Raw genomic sequence first — 18,955 nt, forward strand, 5'->3', positions numbered from 1 at the left:
TCAGCAAGGGTCGCTCGGGGAAATGGCTTGATCAATCATTTCCATGGCCCGGACGCAGCCAAAGCGCAGAGACGCCCGGGTGGTCAGCTGACCACCCGGGCGTCTCCGTTCTCTCAGTACCGCTAGGCCGACTTCTCGTGCCTGCCGTCGTTCTTCACGATCCGCGGGACCAGCGTCGGGTTGACGTTGTTGCGGACGACGTCGGCCGTGATGACCACGCGGGCCACGTCCTTGCGGGACGGGACCTCGTACATGACCGACTGGAGGACCTCCTCCATGATGGCGCGCAGGCCGCGCGCGCCGGTGCCGCGGAGGATCGCCTGGTCGGCGATGGCCTCCAGGGCCGGGCGGTCGAAGTCCAGCTCCACACCGTCGAGTTCGAAGAGGCGCTGGTACTGCTTCACCAGCGCGTTGCGCGGCTCGACCAGGATCTGGAGGAGCGCCTCGCGGTCCAGGTTGTGGACGGAGGTGAGGACGGGGAGACGGCCGATGAACTCGGGGATCATCCCGAACTTCACCAGGTCCTCCGGCATGACCTCCTGGAACTGGTCGCTCGCCTCGATCTCCCGCTTGGAGCGGATGGTCGCCCCGAAGCCGATGCCCTTGGCGCCCGCCCGCGACTCGATGATCTTCTCCAGGCCGGCGAAGGCGCCGCCCACGATGAAGAGCACGTTCGTCGTGTCGATCTGGATGAACTCCTGGTGCGGGTGCTTCCGGCCGCCCTGCGGAGGAACGGAGGCCGTCGTGCCCTCCAGGATCTTCAGGAGGGCCTGCTGCACGCCCTCGCCGCTCACGTCTCGCGTGATCGACGGGTTTTCGCTCTTACGGGCGACCTTGTCGATCTCGTCGATGTAGATGATCCCGGTCTCGGCCTTCTTGACGTCGTAGTCCGCGGCCTGGATCAGCTTGAGCAGGATGTTCTCGACGTCCTCGCCGACATAGCCGGCCTCCGTCAGCGCCGTCGCGTCGGCGATGGCGAAGGGGACGTTGAGCATGCGGGCCAGGGTCTGCGCGAGCAGCGTCTTCCCGGAGCCCGTTGGGCCGAGCAGCAGAATGTTGGACTTGGCCAGTTCGATGGCGTCGTCACGGCCCTGCGCGCCGCCGTTCTCGCCGGCCTGAACGCGCTTGTAGTGGTTGTACACCGCGACCGAGAGGGCCTTCTTCGCGGGCTCCTGCCCGACGACGTACCCCTCGAGGAACTCGTAGATCTCGCGGGGCTTGGGGAGTTCCTCCCACCGCACCTCGCTCGTCTCCGCGAGTTCTTCCTCGATGATCTCGTTGCAGAGGTCGATGCACTCGTCGCAGATGTACACACCGGGTCCTGCGATGAGCTTCTTCACCTGCTTCTGGCTCTTTCCGCAGAACGAGCACTTGAGCAGGTCGCCGCCATCACCGATGCGTGCCACGAGGTGCTTCCCCTTCGCCTGGGAGCGCTTGGTTCAGCGACTCCTGGTGCCTCATATTCGACGGTACCTTGCCGGGCCCCCCGTTCGGGCCCCCCTTGGCACGGTTCACATGGTCGCGATTCGGCCACACAGGCCGTCAGGGCCCCGAGAACCGTGCCGAGGGAAGGTCGGGCGTCAGCGCTCCGAGGAGGCCGTGCTCTTGCGGGTCGAGACGATCTGGTCGATCAGGCCGTACGCCAGGGCGTCCTCGGCCGTCAGGATCTTGTCGCGCTCGATGTCGTCGCGGATCTTCTCGATCGGGGTCGAGGAGTGCTTGGCCAGCATCTCTTCCAGCTGGTTGCGCATCCGCAGGATCTCGTTGGCCGCGATCTCCAGGTCGGAGAGCTGCTCACGGCCGGTGCCGCCGGACGGCTGGTGGATCAGCACGCGGGCGTTCGGCAGGGCCATCCGCTTGCCGGGGGTGCCGGCGGCGAGCAGCACGGCCGCGGCGGAGGCCGCCTGGCCCATGCAGACCGTCTGAATGTCGGGCTTCACGAACTGCATCGTGTCGTAGATGGCCGTGAGGGCGGTGAAGGAACCACCCGGGCTGTTGATGTAGATCGAGATGTCGCGGTCCGGGTCCATCGACTCCAGGCACAGGAGCTGCGCCATGACGTCGTTGGCGGAGGCGTCGTCGATCTGCACGCCGAGGAAGATCACGCGCTCCTCGAAGAGCTTCGCGTACGGGTCGTACTCGCGGATGCCCTGCGAGGTGCGCTCGACGAAGCGCGGCACGACGTACCGGTTGTCCATCGGCGCGCCGGTGTAGAGGCCGCTCGGAGAGAGGTTGTTCTGCATCTGGGTGTTCACCGTCCTGGTGGCGTTCGGCGGGGGGCTGGGGCTCTTCGGGGGGCTGCCGGCGGTCAGGCGCCCGTGCCGCCGCCGCCCGGAACACCCGCGGCGTGCGTGATGATGTCGTCGATGAGGCCGTACCCCTTGGCCTCCGCCGCGGTGAACCAGCGGTCGCGGTCGCCGTCGCGGATGATCGCCTCGACGGTCTGGCCGGAGTGGTGCGCGGTGATCTCGGCCATGCGCTTCTTGGTGCGCAGGAGGTACTCGGCCTGGATCTTGATGTCGGAGGCGGTGCCGCCGATGCCGGCGGAGCCCTGGTGCATCAGGATGTCGGTGTTCGGCAGCGCGAAGCGCTTGCCGGGGGTGCCCGCGGTGAGCAGGAACTGGCCCATGGAGGCCGCCATTCCCATGCCGATGGTGACGACGTCGTTCGGGATGAACTGCATGGTGTCGTAGACCGCCATGCCGGCCGTCACCGAGCCGCCGGGGCTGTTGATGTAGAGGTAGATGTCCTTCTCGGGCTCGGCGGCCAGGAGGAGCATCTGCGCGGTGATCTTGTTGGCGATCTCGTCGTCGACCTGCTGGCCGAGGAAGATGATGCGCTCGCCGAGCAGCCGGTTGTAGACATGGTCGCCGAGGCCGCCACCGATGGACGGCTCACCCGCGGCGTAAGGCTTCAGATTCGTCACGTATCCACCTGCTCGTCTCCGACGGCCCCGGGCCGTCTCAGCGTCTCGTTCAGAGGGCAGTGCCCTCGTATTCATGGACCCTAACGCGCAGGTCGGACAACGCCATCCCGGTTCCCGAACTGTTCGCTGGGAGCGCAAGGTAGTTGGGGGCGTGTGAGCGGGTCCGGGTACGCCCACGGGCCCGTACGCACAGCAGTGCGTACGGGCCCGTGGAGCAGGGTCCGCCAGGGGCGGGAGCCCTTACTTGTCCTCGGAGACCTCGGCCTCGCCGGTGGCGGCCTCGACGGCCTCGGCGGCGGTCTCGGCGTCGTCCTCGTCGTCGGAGAGGTCGACGACCTCGCCGTTGGTGTCGACGACCTTGGCGGCCTCGACGACGACCGCGAGGGCCTTGCCGCGGGCGACCTCGCCGACGAGCATCGGCACCTGGCCGCCCTGGGCCACGGCCTGGGCGAACTGGTCGGGGCTCATGCCGGAGGAGGCGGCACGGCGGAACAGGTGCTCGGTGAGCTCCTCGCGGGAGACGTCGAGCTTCTCCTTGTTGACGAGCTCATCGAGGATGAACTGCGTCTTGATGCCCTTCTCGGCCTGCTCCTTGGTCTCGGCCAGGAACTCCTCCTCGGTCTTGCCCTGGATCTCCAGGTACTTGGCGAGGTCGAGGCCCATCTGGCCGAGCTGGTGGTGCTCCAGGTTGTGCTTGCGGGTGTTGATCTCGTCCTCGAGAAGCTTCTCGGGCATCGGGACCTCGACCAGCTTGAGGAGCTCGTCGAGGACGCGCTCCTGGGCCTGGGTGGCCTGGTCGAACTGCTTCATGTTCTCGAGGCGCTTGCGGCTGTCGGCCTTGAGCTCGTCGAGGGTGTCGAACTCCGACGCCATCTGCGCGAACTCGTCGTCGAGCTCGGGGAGCTCACGGGCGGCGACGGTGGTGACCTTGACGGTGACCTCCGCGTCCTTGCCCTCGGCGGAGCCGCCCTTCAGCTGCGAGGTGAAGGTGGCCTCGCCGCCGGCCTCCAGGCCCTTGACGGCCTCGTCGATGCCGTCGAGCAGCTCGCCGGAGCCGATGGTGTACGAGACGTCGCTGGCGACACCGTCGGGCAGGACCTCGCCGTCGACCTTGGCCTCCAGGTCGATGGTGACGACGTCACCCTCCTGGGCGGCGCGCTCGACCGGGGAGGTCGAGGCGAAGCGCTCACGGAGCTGCTCCACGGACTTCTCGACGTCCTCGTCGGTGACCTCGACCGCGTCGACGGTGACCTCGATGCCGGAGTAGTCCGGGATCTCGATCGTCGGGCGGATGTCGACCTCGGCGGTGAAGGCCAGCAGCTCGCCGTCCTTCAGCTCGGTGATGTCGACCTCGGGCTGGCCGAGCGGGTTGACCTCGGCCTCGTTGACGGCCTCGGTGTAGAACTTCGGGAGCGCGTCGTTGACGGCCTCTTCCAGCACGGCGCCGCGGCCGAACCGCTGGTCGATCACGCGAGCCGGGATCTTGCCCTTACGGAAGCCCTTGACCGTGACCTGCTGGTTGATCTTCTTGTACGCCGCGTCGAGGCTGTCCTTGAGCTCCTCGAAGGGCACCTCGACAGTGAGCCGAACCCGGGTCGGGTTCAGGGTCTCCACGGCGCTCTTCACGGTTCGGTCTCCTTGTGGCTGATTCCTGGAATCCACCGGGGCCGCGGTCAGCGGTACCGGCGGGTCGGCCCGGTCAGAAAGACACACGGGCACGCAGCTTGCATAGTAACCGCAAGCGGGATGACGCCCACAACGTGATCAAGAACGGCGAGGTGGGCGCGTGATCGTCATGGTCGGGGTGGCGGGATTTGAACCCACGGCCTTCCGCTCCCAAAGCGGACGCGCTACCAAGCTGCGCCACACCCCGTCGGTGCGACACGTAGGGTACATGGACGGGGACTGTGCGGCGCCCCGGTTTTCCGGGTGTGCGCGAAAGCCCCCGGACCGGCTACCATGCTCCTCGTGCCGCGGTCCTCGTGACCTGCGGCGCGATGCTGTGCGGGTGTAGCTCAATGGTAGAGCACTAGTCTTCCAAACTAGCTACGCGGGTTCGATTCCCGTCACCCGCTCCAGACAAGGCCGGGGCCCGGTTCGCACCACGCGAACCGGGCCCCGGTCGTTTCGCCCCCGGTCTTCGGCCGCCGCCTCAGAACTTGATGGAGGCGACCGTCTGCGTTATCGAGTCCAGGAAGCGCTGGATGTCGTCGGCCATGCCGGTGGAGGCGAGGAAGAAGCCGAAGAGGACCGCGACGACGGCCGGGCCGCCCTTGAGGTTTCCACCGCGGATCAGTACCACCAGGATGATTGCCAAGAGCAACACGACAGACAGTGAAATGGCCACAACTGATCACACCCTAGGTCGGTCCGCCTTGCCCACCAGGGAGCCCCTGTCTCGGAACATCCCCCACTGCCACCATCGTGCCACCAACCCCCCTGCCCCCGCTGCCGGGTGACGAATCGTCGTGGAGAAGATCACGTCACCGGGCGGGAGAGCAGCAGCAGGGCGCGGTCGTCGTTGACGTCCTTGGCGACGGCTTCGATCAGGTGCCAGGCGACGCCCTCGAAGCCTTCGGGGACGCAGCGGTCGGCCTCGCCGGTGAGGCGGTCGATGCCCTCGGCGATGTCCCGGTCGGCGGCCTCGACCAGGCCGTCGGTGAAGAGCATGAGGACGTCGCCGGGGCGCAGCGAGCCCTTGACCGGGTGGAACTCGGCCCCGTCGTAGACGCCGAGGAGGGGTCCGTCGGCGGCCTTCTCCTCCCAGCGGCCGCTGCCCGCGTGGAGCTGGAGGGCGGGCAGGTGGCCGGCGGAGAAGAGTTCGTAGTCGCCGGAGTCCAGGTCGAGCACGAGGTGGATCGAGGTGGCGAAGCCCTCGTCCCAGTTCTGCCGGAGCAGATAGCCGTTGGCCGCCGGCAGGAAGCCGTGCGGCGGGAGCGAGCCGAGGAGGCCGCCGAAGGCTCCGGAGAGCAGCAGGGAGCGGGAGGCGGCGTCCATGCCCTTGCCGGAGACGTCGGTGAGGACGACCTCCAGGGTGCGCCCGCCGTGGGTGCGTGCGGCGACGACGAAGTCGCCCGAGAAGGACTGGCCGCCGGCCGGCCGCAGCGCCATCTCGCGGTGCCAGCCCTTGGGGAGCCGGGGCAGGGCGCTCTGGACGCGGATGCGTTCGCGCAGGTCGAAGAGCATGGTGCCGCCGCGCCGCCAGGGCACGCCGACCCGGGCGCGGAACTGGGCGATGAGCAGTCCGAAGAGTCCGCAGGCGGCGACGACCAGGACGGTGCCGGGGGTGACCCTGGCCGGGCCCTGGGTGTACGGGCCGAGGACGACGGACTCGACGATGAGGGCGCCGGCGGCCGCCGCGTACAGGGCGAGGAGGCTGGCGGGCCGCAGCAGCAGGCCGCCGGCCACGATGGGCAGGACGAGCGCGGGGGGCGCGAACCAGACGGGGTCGACGATGGTCGCGCAGGCGATGGCGGGGATCATCAGGAGGAGTCCGGCGAAGGCGAGCCAGTCCGAGCCGTCGCCGCGGAAGTAGTCGACGCCGGATCTGCGCAGCGCGACGCGGGCCCGGCGCACGCGCCTGCGTGTCCGGGCCGCGTACGTGTTCATTCCGGCGCGCTGTCCCATTGGCCTGGACCCTATCCATCCCGCCGGAGATCCTGCAGGGGTACCCCGGTGACAATGTGCCTGAAATCGGGTCGCCTCGAACGGGCGTCGCTGATATCGATGGCATATGACGACTGAGCTGCGGGTTCTCGACCCGTCGGAGTGGGACCGCTGGTACGGGGTGTTCGAACTTGCGTTCGGGGGCGTGCCGGAGGCCCCCGAGGAACGGCAGCTGTGGCGCGACCTGACCGAATTCGACCGTTTCCTGGGGGCCTGGGACGGCGACCTGTGTGTGGGGACGGCGGGGGCGTTCACCTTCCGGCTCACGGTCCCGGGCGGGGCGTCGGTCCCGGCGGCCGGGGTGACGATGGTGAGCGTGGCCGGGACGCACCGGCGGCGCGGCGTCCTGACCTCGATGATGCGACGGCTGCTGGACGACCTGCGGGCGGCGGGCGAGTCGCTGGCCGTGCTGACGGCCTCGGAGGGGGAGATCTACGGGCGCTTCGGTTACGGGATCGGCTCGTACGCGGTGCGCGCGACGATCGACACGGACCGGGTGCGGCTGACGGTGCCGGAGGGCACGGACGGGGTCTCCCTGCGCATGGCGGACCTCCGGGAGTCCTCCGCCGTCTGCGAGGCGGTCTACGCGAAGCTGGTGCCGGCGCGTCCCGGCATGCTCGCGCGGCGGCCGGGGTGGGAGCGGCTGCCGCTGATCGACCCGCCGGGCGACCGGGCGGGGGCTTCGCCGCGGCTGTGCGTGCTCGCGGAGCGGGGCGGGGAGGTCGTGGGGTTCGCGCACTACACGATCAAGCCGGACTGGACGCACTCGGGGGCCGACGGGTCCGTGAACGTCCACCAGTTGATGGGGCTCGACCCGGTGGCCGAGGCGGCGCTGTGGCGGTTCCTCTGCTCGGTGGACCTGACCTCACGGGTACGGATCCACAGCCGGCCCGTGGACGACGGCTGGCAGCACCTGGTGGGTGACGTGCGGCGGTGCGAGCCGACCCTGCGGGACGCCCTGCACGTGCGGCTGGTGGAGGTGGGCGCGGCGCTCGAGGCGCGGACGTACCAGGCGCCGGTGGACGTGGTGTTGGAGGTCGCGGACGCGTTCTGCCCGTGGAACGATGGGCGGTGGCGGCTGACCGGCGACCAGAAGGGGGCGAGCTGTGTGCGGACCTCCGACCCCGCCGACCTCGCGCTGTCCGTACGGGAGTTGGGGGCCGCCTATCTGGGCGGGACCTCGCTGGTGTCCCTGGCCTCGGCCGGACGGGTACGGGAGCTGAGGGAGGGGGCGCTCGTGGAGGCGTCCGTGGCCTTCGGGTCCCCGGTGGCGCCCTGGCTGCCGCACGGGTTCTAGGGCGCCTGACTCTGCTGGCAGGTCGGGCACCAGAAGAGGTTGCGGGCCGCGAGGGCCGCCGTGCGGATCTCCGTCGCGCAGAGGTGGCAGGGCTGGTTCGCGCGGCGGTAGACGTAGACCTCGCCGCCGTGGTCGTCCACGCGGGCCGGGCGGCCCATCGCCTCCGGGGTGTGCTCGGGGCGGACCGTGTCGATGCGGTTGAGGCGGACGCCCTCGCGCATCAGCGCCACGAGGTCGGTCCACATCGCGTCCCACTCCCGCGCGGTGAGGTCCTTGCCCGCGCGGTACGGGTCGATGCCGTGCCGGAAGAGGACCTCGGCGCGGTAGACGTTGCCGACGCCCGCGACGACCTTCTGGTCCATGAGGAGCGCGGCGATCGTGGTGCGGGACTTCGCGATCCGGCGCCAGGCCCTGTCCGGGTCGTCCCCGTCCCGGAGCGGGTCCGGGCCGAGCCGGGCGTGTATCGCCTGCTTCTCGGCGTCCGTGATCAGGGCGCAGGTGGTGGGGCCGCGCAGGTCCACGTAGCCGTCCCCGTCGGCGATGCGCAGGCGGACCGTGTCCGTGGGCGGCGGGGCGGGGGCGTCGCCGAAGTTCACCTTGCCGAAGAGGCCCAGGTGGATGTGGATCCACTCCCGGTCCTCGAAGGCGAGGAAGAGGTGCTTGCCGTGGGCCTCGGCGGTCTCCAGGACGGTGCCGTCGAGCAGGGCCGCCGAGTCGGCGAACTTGCCCTGGGGGCTGGAGACGCGCACGCGCCGGCCGCCGAACCGCTCGCGGTGGTCGGCGGCCAGCCGGTGGATGGTGTGCCCCTCGGGCATCAGGCGGTCGGCTCCTGCGGGTGGTGCGCCGGGATCGGGGGGAGCTCGCCGGTGTTCTCGTACGCGGTGAGCATGTCGATGCGGCGGGTGTGACGCTCGTCACCCGAGTACGGGGTGTTCAGGAAGATCTCGACGAACTTCGTCGCCTCTTCCCGGGTGTGCATCCGGCCGCCGACGGAGATCACGTTGGCGTTGTTGTGCTCGCGGCCGAGGGCGGCGGTCTGCTCGCTCCAGGCGAGGGCGGCGCGCACCCCCTTCACCTTGTTCGCGGCGATCTGCTCACCGTTGCCGGAGCCGCCGATGACGATGCCCAGGCTGTCCGGGTCCGCGGCCGTCTTCTCGGCGGCACGCAGGCAGAACGGCGGGTAGTCGTCGAGGGCGTCGTAGATGTGGGGGCCGCAGTCGACGGGCTCGTGGCCGTGTGCCGTGAGCCACTCGACGAGGTGGTTCTTGAGTTCAAATCCGGCGTGGTCGGAACCGATGTAGACGCGCATGACGCCGAGTGTGGCACGCCAGGGCGCGGGTAGCAGGCAGCGGGGTCGGGACCTTCACCCGACCTGGTACGGACCTTCGGCTCTCGCGAGGTCGCCCGTACAACAATCCGGAATGAGGTCTTCCGATCATCCCTGTTCACGGGGTTGAATGCTCGGGCTCGCGATCCGAGCAGCCCCCACACACGAGGAAGCGTCGATGAACACGCAACCGCCCCTGACGAAGGAAGGCGAGGAGACCGGTACCCCCGGGGCTTCGCACTCCCCCGACGGCCTCAAGGCCGGGCTCAAGAACCGCCACCTGTCGATGATCGCGATCGGCGGCGTCATCGGCGCCGGTCTCTTCGTCGGCTCCGGCTCCGGCATCGCCGCGGCCGGCCCCGCGATCCTTCTCTCGTACGCGCTCGTCGGCGCCATGGTCGTCTTCGTGATGCGGATGCTGGGCGAGATGGCCGCCGCCCGGCCGTCCTCCGGCTCCTTCTCCGCCTACGCGGACCGGGCCCTGGGCCGCTGGGCCGGTTTCAGCATCGGCTGGCTGTACTGGTTCTTCTGGGTGGTCGTCCTCGCCGTCGAGGCGACCGCGGGCGCCAAGATCCTGGAGAGCTGGGTCCCGGCCGTGCCGCAGTGGGGCTGGGCCCTGATCGTGATGGTGGTGCTGACCGCGACCAACCTGGGCTCCGTCGCCTCGTACGGCGAGTTCGAGTTCTGGTTCGCCGGCATCAAGGTCGTCGCCATCGGCGCCTTCGTCGTCATCGGCCTGCTCGCGGTCTTCGGCGTGCTGCCGGGCTCGGACAACCCGGGCGCCGGGTTCGCGCACCTCACCGACAGCGGCGGCTTCTTCCCGATGGGCGCGGGAGCGGTCCTCACCGGTGTGCTGATGGTCGTCTTCTCCTTCATGGGCAGCGAGATCGTCACCCTCGCCGCCGGCGAGTCCGAGGACCCGCAGAAGGCGGTCACCAAGGCCACCAACAGCGTGATCTGGCGGATCGGCGTCTTCTACCTGGGCTCGATCTTCGTCGTCCTGACGCTGCTGCCGTGGAACGACAAGTCGATCGTCGACAAGGGCTCGTACGTCGCCGCCCTCGACTCCATCGGCATCGCGCACGCCGGCCAGATCATGAACGTGATCGTCCTGACGGCCGTGCTGTCCTGCCTGAACTCGGGCCTCTACACGGCCTCCCGCATGGCCTTCTCGCTCGGCCGCCGCGGTGAGGCGCCGAAGGCGTTCGCCCGGGTCAACAAGCGGGGCGTGCCGACGGCCGCGATCCTCGGCTCGGTCGTCTTCGGCTTCGTCGCGGTCTTCTTCAACTACAAGTGGCCGGACACGGTCTTCGCCTTCCTGCTGAACTCCTCCGGCGCGGTGGCGCTCTTCGTCTGGCTGGTCATCTGTGTGACCCAGCTGCGGATGCGCGGCATCATCCTGCGCGAGTCGCCGGAGAAGCTGGTGGTGCGGATGTGGCTCTTCCCGTACCTGACGTGGGCGACCATCGTCATGATCGTCGGCGTGCTCGGCTACATGGTGTACGACGGCGGCAGCAACCGCGACCAGGTCGTGCTGTCCCTGCTCGTCGCCGCGTTCGTCATCGCGGTCTCGCTGGTCCGCCAGCGCTTCGGCAAGGCCGAGCGGCCCGCGGAGGCCCTCGAAGGCCGGTGAGCCCCTGAGGCCGTGCGCGAGAGGGCCCGCCGTTCCCCGGGGAGCGGCGGGCCCTCTCGTACGCGTACGGGGATCAGCCCTTGCGGCCGACGAGCTTCCAGGCGGCCGGCAGGGCGCCCATGGCGAGCGCGGCCTTGAGGGCGTCGCCGATGAGGAACGGGGTGAGGCCGGCGGCGACGGCCTGGCCGAGGGTCATGCCGGTGGCGAGGGCCAGGTAGGGCACCCCGACCGCGTAGATGATCGCCGAACCGAGCACCATGGCGCCGGCGGTGCGGAGCACGGAGCGGTCGGCGCCGCGGCGGGCGAGGGCGCCGACGACGGTCGCGGCGAGGAGCATGCCGAGGATGTAGCCGAAGGACGGCATGCCGTAGCCCGAGGTGGCCTGGGCGAACCACGGGACGCCCGCCATGCCCGCGACGGCGTACAGGGCGAGGGCGAGGAAGCCCCGGCGGGCTCCGAACGCGGTGCCGACGAGCAGGGCGGCGAAGGTCTGTCCGGAGACCGGGACCGGCGAGCCGGGGACCGGGACCGAGATCTGGGCGGCGAGGCCGGTGAGGGCGGCGCCGCCGACGACCAGGGCGATGTCGCGGGCGCGACTCGCCGGGATGAGGTCGGCGAGGACGGTGCCCGCCCGGAGGGAGCGGGCGGGGGCGGCGGCGATGCTCATCGGTACTCCGCGAGGGTGAGGGTGGAAGGGACAGGTTGACGGTATGCCAGGAGTGAACGCCCGATCACCGTCAGCCGCCGACAAAGCGGCGGTCGAGCGCTTCGTGGAGACCGAACAAACCCGGCCGATCACACCTCGCGCCACGTGACGCTTGTCACTGGGAACTCCTGCACGGAGGTCCCTTTTGCGCCAGGGGGCGTTCACTGGAGAGACTGTGGAGTCTCCATAAACCGCCAGAGAGCGCGAGCCCCCACATGCACGACCCCCTCGCTCCCGAACCGGAGCCCCTCTCCCACGGCCTGAAGCAGCGTCATCTGACGATGCTGGGGCTCGGCGGGGTGATCGGCGCCGGGCTGTTCGTCGGCTCGGGCGCCGGCATCGCCGTCGCGGGGCCCGGCATCGTGGTCTCGTACCTGATCGCCGGCGCGCTCGCGATGCTGGTGATGCGGATGCTCGGGGAGATGTCGGCGGCGATGCCCGCCTCGGGCGCGTTCTCGGTGCACGCGGAGCGGGCGCTCGGCCGCTGGGCGGGGTTCTCGGTGGGCTGGCTGTACTGGTTCCTGCTCGTCGTGGTCCTCGCCGTGGAGGCGACGGGCGCGGCGCGGATCGCGCACGGCTGGGTGCCGGGGGTGCCGCAGTGGGGCTGGGTGCTGATCTTCATGGTCGTGTTCACCCTGGCCAACCTGGCGGCGGTGAAGAACTTCGGCGAGTTCGAGTTCTGGTTCGCGGCGCTCAAGGTCGGTGCGATCGTCCTCTTCCTGGTGCTCGGTGTGCTCGCGATCGCCGGGTGGCTGCCCGACACGGACCCGGTGGGGCTCGCGAACCTGACCGGGCAGGGCGGATTCCTGCCGAACGGCTGGTCGGGGGTGGTCTCGGGGGTGCTGGCCGTCGTCTTCGCCTTCGGCGGTCTGGAGGTCGTCACGATCGCGGCGGCGGAGTCCGACGACCCGGCGCGGAACGTGGCGCGGGCGGTGCGCAGCGCGGTCTGGCGGATCCTGCTCTTCTACGTGGGCTCGATGCTGGTCATCGTGGCGCTGCTGCCGTGGACCTCGATGAGGCCGGGCGAGTCGCCGTACGTGGCGGTCCTGGACGCGATCGGGGTGCCGGCGGCGGGGCAGATCATGAACGTGGTGGTGTTCGTGGCGCTGCTCTCGGCGCTCAACGCGAACCTGTACGGCTCGTCCCGGATGGTGTTCTCGCTCGCGGAGCGCGGGGAGGCGCCGAAGGGGCTGCTCAGGGTCTCCGGCGGCGGGGTGCCGCGCCGTGCGGTGCTCGCTTCGGTGGCCTTCGGCTTCGTCTCCGTCCTGCTCAATCTGAAATGGCCCGATTCCGTCTTCCTCTACATGCTGAACGCCGTGGGGGCGGTGCTCCTCTTCGTCTGGGCGCTGATCGCGGTCTCGGAGCTGCGGCTGCGGCGCCGGATCGAGCGGGAGGCGCCGGAGACGCTGACGCTGCGGATGTGGGGCTTCCCCTGGCTCACCTGGGTGGCGCTCGCCGCGATGGGTGCGGTGCTCGTCCTGATGCTGTACGACGACGGGGCGCGGCCGCAGGTGCTGTGGTCGGCCGGGGCGACCGGGGCCGTGCTCCTCGTGGCGTGGGTGCGGGAGCTGCGCACGAACCGGAACTGATTCTTCACCTTGTGTGAAGGTCGTGCCCGTATAGCGGACTCCGGTTCCCTCTGATCGGTGCGTCCACTCAGACTGTGGGCTCCCGTCTCAGCTAGTGAACAGGGCTCGCCCATGTCTCGGACCACCGTGCCCGCGCCGGCCGACCGCAAGGACGGCGCGACCGCACCTGCCGAGGGCCTCACGCACGGCCTCAAGCAGCGCCATCTCTCGATGATCGCCCTCGGCGGCGTCATCGGCGCCGGGCTCTTCGTCGGCTCCGGCGCGGGCATCGCCGCCGCCGGGCCCTCGATCGTGATCGCCTACGCGATATCGGGCGTCCTCGTGATGCTCGTGATGCGGATGCTCGGCGAGATGTCGGCCGCGAACCCGGCCTCCGGCTCCTTCTCCGTCCACGCCGAGCGCGCCTTCGGCTCGTGGGCGGGGTTCACCTCGGGCTGGGCCTTCTGGTTCCTGCTCTGCGTGGCGGTCGGCCTGGAGGGCATCGGCGCCGCGAAGATCATGACCGGCTGGTTCCCCGGCAGCCCCGAGTGGGCCTGGGTCGCGCTCTTCATGGTGGTCTTCACCGTCACCAACCTGGCGGCCGTGAAGAACTTCGGCGAGTTCGAGTTCTGGTTCGCGGCGCTGAAGGTCGGCGCGATCGTCCTCTTCCTCGGCATCGGCGTGCTCGCGATCGTCGGCGTCCTGCCCGGCACGGACGCCCCCGGCGGCGCGAACCTCAGCGGCGCCGGCGGCTTCTTCCCGCACGGCTCCGAGGGCCTCATCGTGGGCCTGCTGGCCTCCGTCTTCGCGTACGGCGGCCTGGAGACGGTCACCATCGCTGCGGCCGAGTCCGAGCACCCGGTGCAGGGCGTCGCCAAGGCCGTCCGTACGGCGATGTGGCGGATCGCGCTCTTCTACGTCGGCTCCATGGCGGTCATCGTCACCCTCGTCCCGTGGGACGACAAGGCGGTCGTCGAGAAGGGTCCGTACGTCGCCACCCTCGACCACCTGGGCATCCCGGCCGCCGGCCAGATCATGAACGTGGTCGTGCTCGTCGCCCTGCTCTCGGCGATGAACGCCAACATCTACGGCGCCTCCCGGATGGCCGGCTCGCTCGTCGCGCGCGGCCAGGGACCGAAGGCGCTGGGCAGGCTGTTCGGCGGGGTCCCGCGCCCGGCCGTGCTCGTCTCCTCCGTCTTCGGCTTCGCCTGTGTGCTGCTGAGCTACTGGCGGCCGGACGACATCTTCATCTGGCTGCTCAACACCATCGGCGCGATCATCCTGGTCGTCTGGTTCTTCATCGCCGCGTCCCAGCTGGTGCTGCGCCGCCGCACCGAGCGCGAGGCCCCCGAGACGCTGGTCGTGCGCATGTGGGCCTTCCCGGTGCTGACCTGGGTGGCGCTGGCGGGCATGGCGGCGATCTTCGTCCTGATGGCACGCGAGGAGGGCACCCGCGTGCAGCTGTACTGGACGGGCGGCCTGACCCTGCTGCTCGCCGCCGTCGGCTTCGTCCGCCAGCGGGCGGCGGCCGGCCGGGCCTCCTGAGCCCCGTTCCTCCCCGCACGACGCGACCCCCGGACCGCCGCTCGGTCCGGGGGTTTCCTCGTACCCGGGGACGGGACCTAGGACGAAGGGCTGATCAACTTCCCGGTGTACCTGCTGCTAGCCTGCACTTGCATAAGGGTTGCAATAAGCCGTCGAAGGGCTCGGGCACATGGCGATCTACACACTTCCGGAGCTGCCGTACGACTACGCGGCGCTGGAGCCGGTGATCAATCCGCAGATCATCGAGCTGCACCACGACAAGCACCACGCCGCGTACGTCAAGGGCGCGAACGACACCCTGGAGCAGCTGGAGGAGGCGCGCGACAAGGACCAGTGGGGTGCGATCAACGGCCTGGAGAAGAACCTCGCGTTCCACCTCTCGGGCCACATCCTCCACTCCATCTACTGGAACAACATGGACAGCCCGAAGAACGGCGGCGGCGGTGAACCGCTGGCCGCGGACGGCGTCGGTGAGCTCGCGGACGCGATCACCGAGTCCTTCGGCTCCTTCGCCAGGTTCAAGGCCCAGCTGACCAAGGCCGCCGCGACCACCCAGGGCTCCGGCTGGGGCGTCCTCGCGTACGAGCCGATCAGCGGCCGGCTCATCGTCGAGCAGGTCTACGACCACCAGGGCAACGTCGGCCAGGGCTCGGTCCCGATCCTGGTCTTCGACGCCTGGGAGCACGCCTTCTACCTGCAGTACAAGAACCAGAAGGTCGACTTCATCGAGGCCATGTGGCAGGTCGTCAACTGGCAGGACGTGAACAGGCGCCTCCAGTCGGCGAGGGCGTCGGTGCCGCTGATCTCGTTCTGACCCCGCACTCCTGCTCGTGATCGTCTTCTCAACCTTCACCGGGCAGGCGGATGAACGAAGAACCCCCGCGATGACGTGAATCGCGGGGGTTCTTCCGTGCCGGGGGCGCGCCGTCTACTCGAAGCTGGGCGCCGCCGTCCGGGTGCGCTTGATCTCGTAGAAGCCAGGCGTCGACGCCACGAGCAGCGTGCCGTCCCACAGCCGGGCCGCCGCCTCGCCACGCGGGGTCGGGGTGACGACGGGGCCGAAGAAGGCGACCTCGTCGCCCGTCGGGCCCGGCACCGCGATGACCGGGGTGCCGACGTCCTGGCCGACCTTCTCGATGCCCTCCGCGTGGGAGGCGCGCAGCTCGGTGTCGTACGTGTCCTTGTCGGCGAAGTCCGCCAGGTCCTCCGGCAGGCCGACGTCCTTCAGGGCGCCGGCGATCGCCTCGCGGGTCGGGCCCTCGCCGTTGTTGTGGAAGCGGGTGCCGAGGGCCGTGTACAGCTTGCCGACGACCTCGTCGCCGTGCAGCTGCTGGGCGGCTGTCACCACGCGGACCGGGCCCCAGGCCTGGGTCTCCAGCATCTCGCGGTACTCGGCGGGCACCTCGTCGAGCCGGTTCTCGTTGAGCACGGCCAGGCTCATGACCTTCCAGCGCACGTCGACCGGGCGGACCTGCTCCACCTCCAGCATCCAGCGGGAGGTCATCCAGGCCCACGGGCACAGCGGGTCGAAGTAGAAGTCGGCGGTGGTCCTGCTCTCGGACATGTCACTCCTCGGTGGGGCCTCGGGAAGAAGAAGGGTGGTGCGCCGAAAGGAGGCAACCGGCGGAGGCGCCGACGCATTCCCGTGTCCCGCGTGACAGCGGCACATGGGAGGATCACTGCTGTTTCGAACGCGCCACGAAGGAGTGACCGTGCCCGGTGAGAACCTGTCCCGCGAGGAAGCCCACGAGCGGGCCGCGCTGCTGTCCGTCGACGGGTACGAGGTCGCCCTCGACCTGCGGTCGGCGGTCGGCGACTGCGCCGAGGCGGTGCGCACCTTCCGCTCGGTGACGACCATCCGGTTCCGCCGCACCGGCGAGGGCACGAGCACGTTCGCCGACCTGGTCGCCCCCTCGGTGAACGCGGTCACGCTCAACGGCCGCTCGCTCGACCCCGCGGTGGTCTTCGACGGCGCGCGGATCGCGCTCGACGGCCTCGCCGACGAGAACACGCTCGTGGTGGACGCGCAGTGCGCCTACAGCCGGACCGGCGAGGGCATGCACCGCTTCGTCGACCCGGAGGACGGCGAGGTCTACCTCTACACGCAGTACGAGCCGGCCGACGCCCGCCGGGTGCACGCCAACTTCGAGCAGCCCGACCTCAAGGCCCCGTACCGCTTCTCGGTGACGGCGCCGGAGGGGTGGACGGTCTGGTCGAACGGCGCGGGCGAGCGGGACGCCGAGGGCATCTGGCGGTTCGCGGAGACGGCGCCGATCTCCACGTACATCACGTGTGTCGTGGCGGGCCCCTACCACTACGTGACCGACAGCTACACGCGCGGCGAGCTGGAGATCCCGCTCGGCGCCATGTGCCGCAAGTCGCTGGCGAAGCACTTCGACGCGGACGACGTCTTCCTGATCACCAAGCAGGGTTTCGACTTCTTCCACGACAACTTCGACTACCCGTACCCCTTCGGGAAGTACGACCAGGCCTTCGTCCCCGAGTACAACCTCGGCGCGATGGAGAACCCGGGCCTGGTGACCTTCCGCGAGGAGTACATCTACCGGGGCAAGGTCACCCAGGCCGCGTACGAGAGCCGGGCCAACGTCATCCTGCACGAGATGGCGCACATGTGGTTCGGCGACCTGGTCACCATGGTGTGGTGGGACGACCTGTGGCTGAAGGAGTCCTTCGCGGACTTCATGGGCTCGTTCGTGAACGCCGAGGCCACCCGCTTCACCAACAGCTGGGTGACCTTCGCGAACAACCGCAAGTCCTGGGCGTACCGCGCCGACCAGCTGCCCTCCACGCACCCGATCACGGCCGACATCCGTGACCTGGAGGACGCCAAGCTCAACTTCGACGGCATCACGTACGCCAAGGGCGCCTCGGTGCTCAAGCAGCTCGTCGCGTACGCCGGGCGGGACGCGTTCCTGGAGGGCGCGCGCCGCTACTTCAAGCGCCACGCCTACGGGAACACGCGCCTGGCCGACCTCCTGTCGATCCTGGAGGAGACCTCCGGGCGGGACATGAGGACCTGGGCGAAGTCCTGGCTGCAGACCTCCGGCGTCAACAGCCTGACCCCGGCCGTCACCTACGACGCGGAGGGCCGGATCACCGAACTCGCCGTCCTCCAGGAAGGCGACGAGCTGCGTCCGCACCGGGCCGCCGTGGGCCTCTACCGGCTCTCCGGCGGGGAGCTCGTGCGGTACGCGCGGGCCGAGGCCGACCTCACCGGCGCCCGGACGGTCGTCGCCGAGCTCGCGGGCGAGGAGCGGCCCGACCTGGTCCTCGTCAACGACGACGACCTGACGTACTGCAAGATCCGCTTCGACGAGCGCTCGCTCGCGACCCTCCGGGCACACCTCGGCGACATCACCGACCCCCTGGCCCGCGCCCTGTGCTGGTCGGCGCTGTGGAACCTGACGCGCGACGGACTGATGCCCGCCCGGGACTTCGTCGCCGTCGCGCTCGCCTTCGCGGGCCGCGAGACCGAGATCGGCGTCCTCCAGATGGTGCACGCCTGGACGAAGTCGGCCGTCACCCACTACGCGGTGCCCGCGTGGCGCGAGGAGGGCGGGCGGCTGCTCGCCGAGGGCGGTCTGCGCGAGCTGCGCCTGGCCGCGCCGGGCAGCGAACACCAGCTGACCTGGGCGCGGTTCTTCGCGGCGACCGCCTCCACCGAGGCCGACTTCCAGCTCCTGGAGGGGCTGCTCGACGGTACGGCGAAGATCGACGGCCTCGACGTCGACCAGGAGCTGCGCTGGGCGCTGCTCTCCCCGCTCGCCGTGCACGGCCGGGCGGACGAGACCCGGATCGACGAGGAACTGGCCCGGGACGACACGGCCACGGGGAAGCGCCACCAGACCCGCCTGCTCGCCTCGCGGCCCTCGGCGGCCGTCAAGGCGCAGGCCTGGGCGCGGGTCGTCGAGTCGGACACCCTGTCGAACGCGCTGGTGGAGGCGACGATCGCGGGCTTCGTGCAGCCCTCGCAGCGCGAGCTGATCGCTCCGTACGCGGAGAAGTACTTCGCGGCGATCGAGCGGCTGTGGGGCGAGCGGTCGATCCAGATCGGCATCGACGTGGTCCGGGGCCTGTTCCCGGCGCTCCAGGACGACGAGGCGACGCTGGCCTCGACCGACGCCTGGCTGTCGGAGCACGCGGCGGTCGCGCCGGCGCTGCGCCGCCTCGTCCTGGAGGCGCGGGACGACCTGGCGCGGGCGCTGCGGGCGCAGGCCTGCGACGGCCGCGCGGCGGCGGTCTGACCGGTATGCCCACGGGGGCGGC

General features: G+C 70.0%; 16 protein-coding genes and 2 tRNA genes. 7 read left to right on the forward strand and 11 right to left on the reverse strand.

The annotated features are described in order from the left end of the window. Window positions 1-122: 122 nt before the first annotated feature. From clpX to ACZ51I_RS03975, 5 genes are all read right to left on the reverse strand, one after another. Complete coding sequence (clpX, locus tag ACZ51I_RS03955; protein WP_015033605.1) at window positions 123-1,406, reverse strand: ATP-dependent Clp protease ATP-binding subunit ClpX; 1,284 nt, start codon at window positions 1,404-1,406, stop codon at window positions 123-125. Window positions 1,407-1,580: 174 nt separating this feature from the next. Beyond that, complete coding sequence (locus tag ACZ51I_RS03960; protein WP_468871312.1) at window positions 1,581-2,243, reverse strand: ATP-dependent Clp protease proteolytic subunit; 663 nt, start codon at window positions 2,241-2,243, stop codon at window positions 1,581-1,583. Window positions 2,244-2,308: 65 nt separating this feature from the next. Continuing rightward, the gene (locus ACZ51I_RS03965) at window positions 2,309-2,926 is read right to left on the reverse strand and encodes an ATP-dependent Clp protease proteolytic subunit (protein WP_468871313.1); all 618 of its coding nucleotides are present in this window, start codon (window positions 2,924-2,926) and stop codon (window positions 2,309-2,311) included. A 240-nt stretch (window positions 2,927-3,166) separates the two neighbouring features. Then, entirely contained in the window at window positions 3,167-4,552 is a 1,386-nt protein-coding gene (gene tig / locus ACZ51I_RS03970; RefSeq protein WP_468871314.1) for a trigger factor, read from the reverse strand. A gap of 170 nt (window positions 4,553-4,722) precedes the next feature. After that, window positions 4,723-4,799, reverse strand: a tRNA-Pro gene (locus ACZ51I_RS03975). Window positions 4,800-4,930: 131 nt separating this feature from the next. On the opposite strand from ACZ51I_RS03975, the gene ACZ51I_RS03980 reads away from it, so the two are divergent. Then, a tRNA-Gly gene (locus ACZ51I_RS03980) sits at window positions 4,931-5,004 on the forward strand. A 74-nt stretch (window positions 5,005-5,078) separates the two neighbouring features. On the opposite strand, the gene ACZ51I_RS03985 is transcribed toward ACZ51I_RS03980, so the two are convergent. Beyond that, window positions 5,079-5,273, reverse strand: coding sequence for a hypothetical protein (locus ACZ51I_RS03985; RefSeq protein WP_015033610.1), 195 nt, complete (start codon window positions 5,271-5,273; stop codon window positions 5,079-5,081). 131 nt (window positions 5,274-5,404) lie between these two features. Then, window positions 5,405-6,553 (reverse strand): PP2C family protein-serine/threonine phosphatase, encoded by a 1,149-nt coding sequence (locus ACZ51I_RS03990; protein WP_468871316.1) that lies wholly within the window; start codon window positions 6,551-6,553, stop codon window positions 5,405-5,407. A gap of 106 nt (window positions 6,554-6,659) precedes the next feature. Between ACZ51I_RS03990 and ACZ51I_RS03995 the strand changes: the two genes are divergently transcribed. Further along, a complete protein-coding gene (locus ACZ51I_RS03995) occupies window positions 6,660-7,889 on the forward strand; it encodes a GNAT family N-acetyltransferase (RefSeq protein ID WP_468871317.1) in 1,230 nt (409 codons plus the stop codon). Here ACZ51I_RS03995 and ACZ51I_RS04000 read toward each other — a convergent pair. Then, window positions 7,886-8,704, reverse strand: a complete 819-nt coding sequence (locus tag ACZ51I_RS04000; protein WP_468871319.1) for an Fpg/Nei family DNA glycosylase — start codon at window positions 8,702-8,704, stop codon at window positions 7,886-7,888. The two genes, ACZ51I_RS03995 and ACZ51I_RS04000, sit on opposite strands and share 4 nt — an antisense overlap. Next, window positions 8,704-9,198 carry a ribose-5-phosphate isomerase gene (locus tag ACZ51I_RS04005; protein ID WP_015033614.1) on the reverse strand — a complete coding sequence of 165 codons (495 nt, stop codon included), beginning with the start codon at window positions 9,196-9,198 and terminating at the stop codon, window positions 8,704-8,706. Before ACZ51I_RS04005 ends, ACZ51I_RS04000 begins: the two co-directional genes overlap by 1 nt. Before the next feature lie 196 nt (window positions 9,199-9,394). On the opposite strand from ACZ51I_RS04005, the gene ACZ51I_RS04010 reads away from it, so the two are divergent. Then, the gene (locus tag ACZ51I_RS04010) at window positions 9,395-10,849 is read left to right on the forward strand and encodes an amino acid permease (protein WP_468871321.1); all 1,455 of its coding nucleotides are present in this window, start codon (window positions 9,395-9,397) and stop codon (window positions 10,847-10,849) included. A 73-nt stretch (window positions 10,850-10,922) separates the two neighbouring features. Here ACZ51I_RS04010 and ACZ51I_RS04015 read toward each other — a convergent pair whose 3' ends face one another. Next, window positions 10,923-11,516: a biotin transporter BioY gene (locus ACZ51I_RS04015; protein WP_468871322.1), complete on the reverse strand. Its 594-nt coding sequence runs from the start codon at window positions 11,514-11,516 to the stop codon at window positions 10,923-10,925. A 254-nt stretch (window positions 11,517-11,770) separates the two neighbouring features. Between ACZ51I_RS04015 and ACZ51I_RS04020 the strand changes: the two genes are divergently transcribed. The 3 genes from ACZ51I_RS04020 (at window position 11,771) to ACZ51I_RS04030 (ending at window position 15,482) form a co-directional block, all read left to right on the forward strand. Beyond that, a complete protein-coding gene (locus tag ACZ51I_RS04020; RefSeq protein ID WP_468871324.1) occupies window positions 11,771-13,144 on the forward strand; it encodes an amino acid permease in 1,374 nt (457 codons plus the stop codon). 111 nt (window positions 13,145-13,255) lie between these two features. After that, window positions 13,256-14,668, forward strand: a complete 1,413-nt coding sequence (locus ACZ51I_RS04025; protein WP_468871325.1) for an amino acid permease — start codon at window positions 13,256-13,258, stop codon at window positions 14,666-14,668. Between the two features lie 169 nt (window positions 14,669-14,837). Further along, window positions 14,838-15,482, forward strand: coding sequence for a superoxide dismutase (locus ACZ51I_RS04030; RefSeq protein WP_468871327.1), 645 nt, complete (start codon window positions 14,838-14,840; stop codon window positions 15,480-15,482). A gap of 114 nt (window positions 15,483-15,596) precedes the next feature. Here the strand turns inward: ACZ51I_RS04030 and ACZ51I_RS04035 are convergent, their stop codons facing one another. After that, on the reverse strand, window positions 15,597-16,232 hold the full coding sequence (locus tag ACZ51I_RS04035; protein ID WP_468871328.1) for a mycothiol-dependent nitroreductase Rv2466c family protein: 636 nt from the start codon (window positions 16,230-16,232) through the stop codon (window positions 15,597-15,599). A 148-nt stretch (window positions 16,233-16,380) separates the two neighbouring features. On the opposite strand from ACZ51I_RS04035, the gene pepN reads away from it, so the two are divergent. Then, the gene (gene pepN, locus ACZ51I_RS04040; RefSeq protein WP_468871330.1) at window positions 16,381-18,933 is read left to right on the forward strand and encodes an aminopeptidase N; all 2,553 of its coding nucleotides are present in this window, start codon (window positions 16,381-16,383) and stop codon (window positions 18,931-18,933) included. Window positions 18,934-18,955 lie beyond the last annotated feature (22 nt).

The organism is Streptomyces sp. NPDC034084 (genome assembly GCF_055575535.1).

What these genes read in the sequence shown, in the direction of transcription:
- ACZ51I_RS04005 (WP_015033614.1), bottom strand. Translation starts at nt 9,198, where the DNA reads ATGCGCGTCTACATCGGTTCCGACCACGCCGGATTTGAACTCAAGAAC.
- ACZ51I_RS04020 (WP_468871324.1), top strand. Translation starts at nt 11,771, where the DNA reads ATGCACGACCCCCTCGCTCCCGAACCGGAGCCCCTCTCCCACGGCCTG.
- ACZ51I_RS03995 (WP_468871317.1), top strand. Translation starts at nt 6,660, where the DNA reads ATGACGACTGAGCTGCGGGTTCTCGACCCGTCGGAGTGGGACCGCTGG.
- ACZ51I_RS03990 (WP_468871316.1), bottom strand. Translation starts at nt 6,553, where the DNA reads ATGGGACAGCGCGCCGGAATGAACACGTACGCGGCCCGGACACGCAGG.
- ACZ51I_RS04010 (WP_468871321.1), top strand. Translation starts at nt 9,395, where the DNA reads ATGAACACGCAACCGCCCCTGACGAAGGAAGGCGAGGAGACCGGTACC.
- ACZ51I_RS04035 (WP_468871328.1), bottom strand. Translation starts at nt 16,232, where the DNA reads ATGTCCGAGAGCAGGACCACCGCCGACTTCTACTTCGACCCGCTGTGC.
- ACZ51I_RS04015 (WP_468871322.1), bottom strand. Translation starts at nt 11,516, where the DNA reads ATGAGCATCGCCGCCGCCCCCGCCCGCTCCCTCCGGGCGGGCACCGTC.
- ACZ51I_RS04030 (WP_468871327.1), top strand. Translation starts at nt 14,838, where the DNA reads ATGGCGATCTACACACTTCCGGAGCTGCCGTACGACTACGCGGCGCTG.
- ACZ51I_RS04000 (WP_468871319.1), bottom strand. Translation starts at nt 8,704, where the DNA reads ATGCCCGAGGGGCACACCATCCACCGGCTGGCCGCCGACCACCGCGAG.
- ACZ51I_RS03960 (WP_468871312.1), bottom strand. Translation starts at nt 2,243, where the DNA reads ATGCAGAACAACCTCTCTCCGAGCGGCCTCTACACCGGCGCGCCGATG.
- ACZ51I_RS04025 (WP_468871325.1), top strand. Translation starts at nt 13,256, where the DNA reads ATGTCTCGGACCACCGTGCCCGCGCCGGCCGACCGCAAGGACGGCGCG.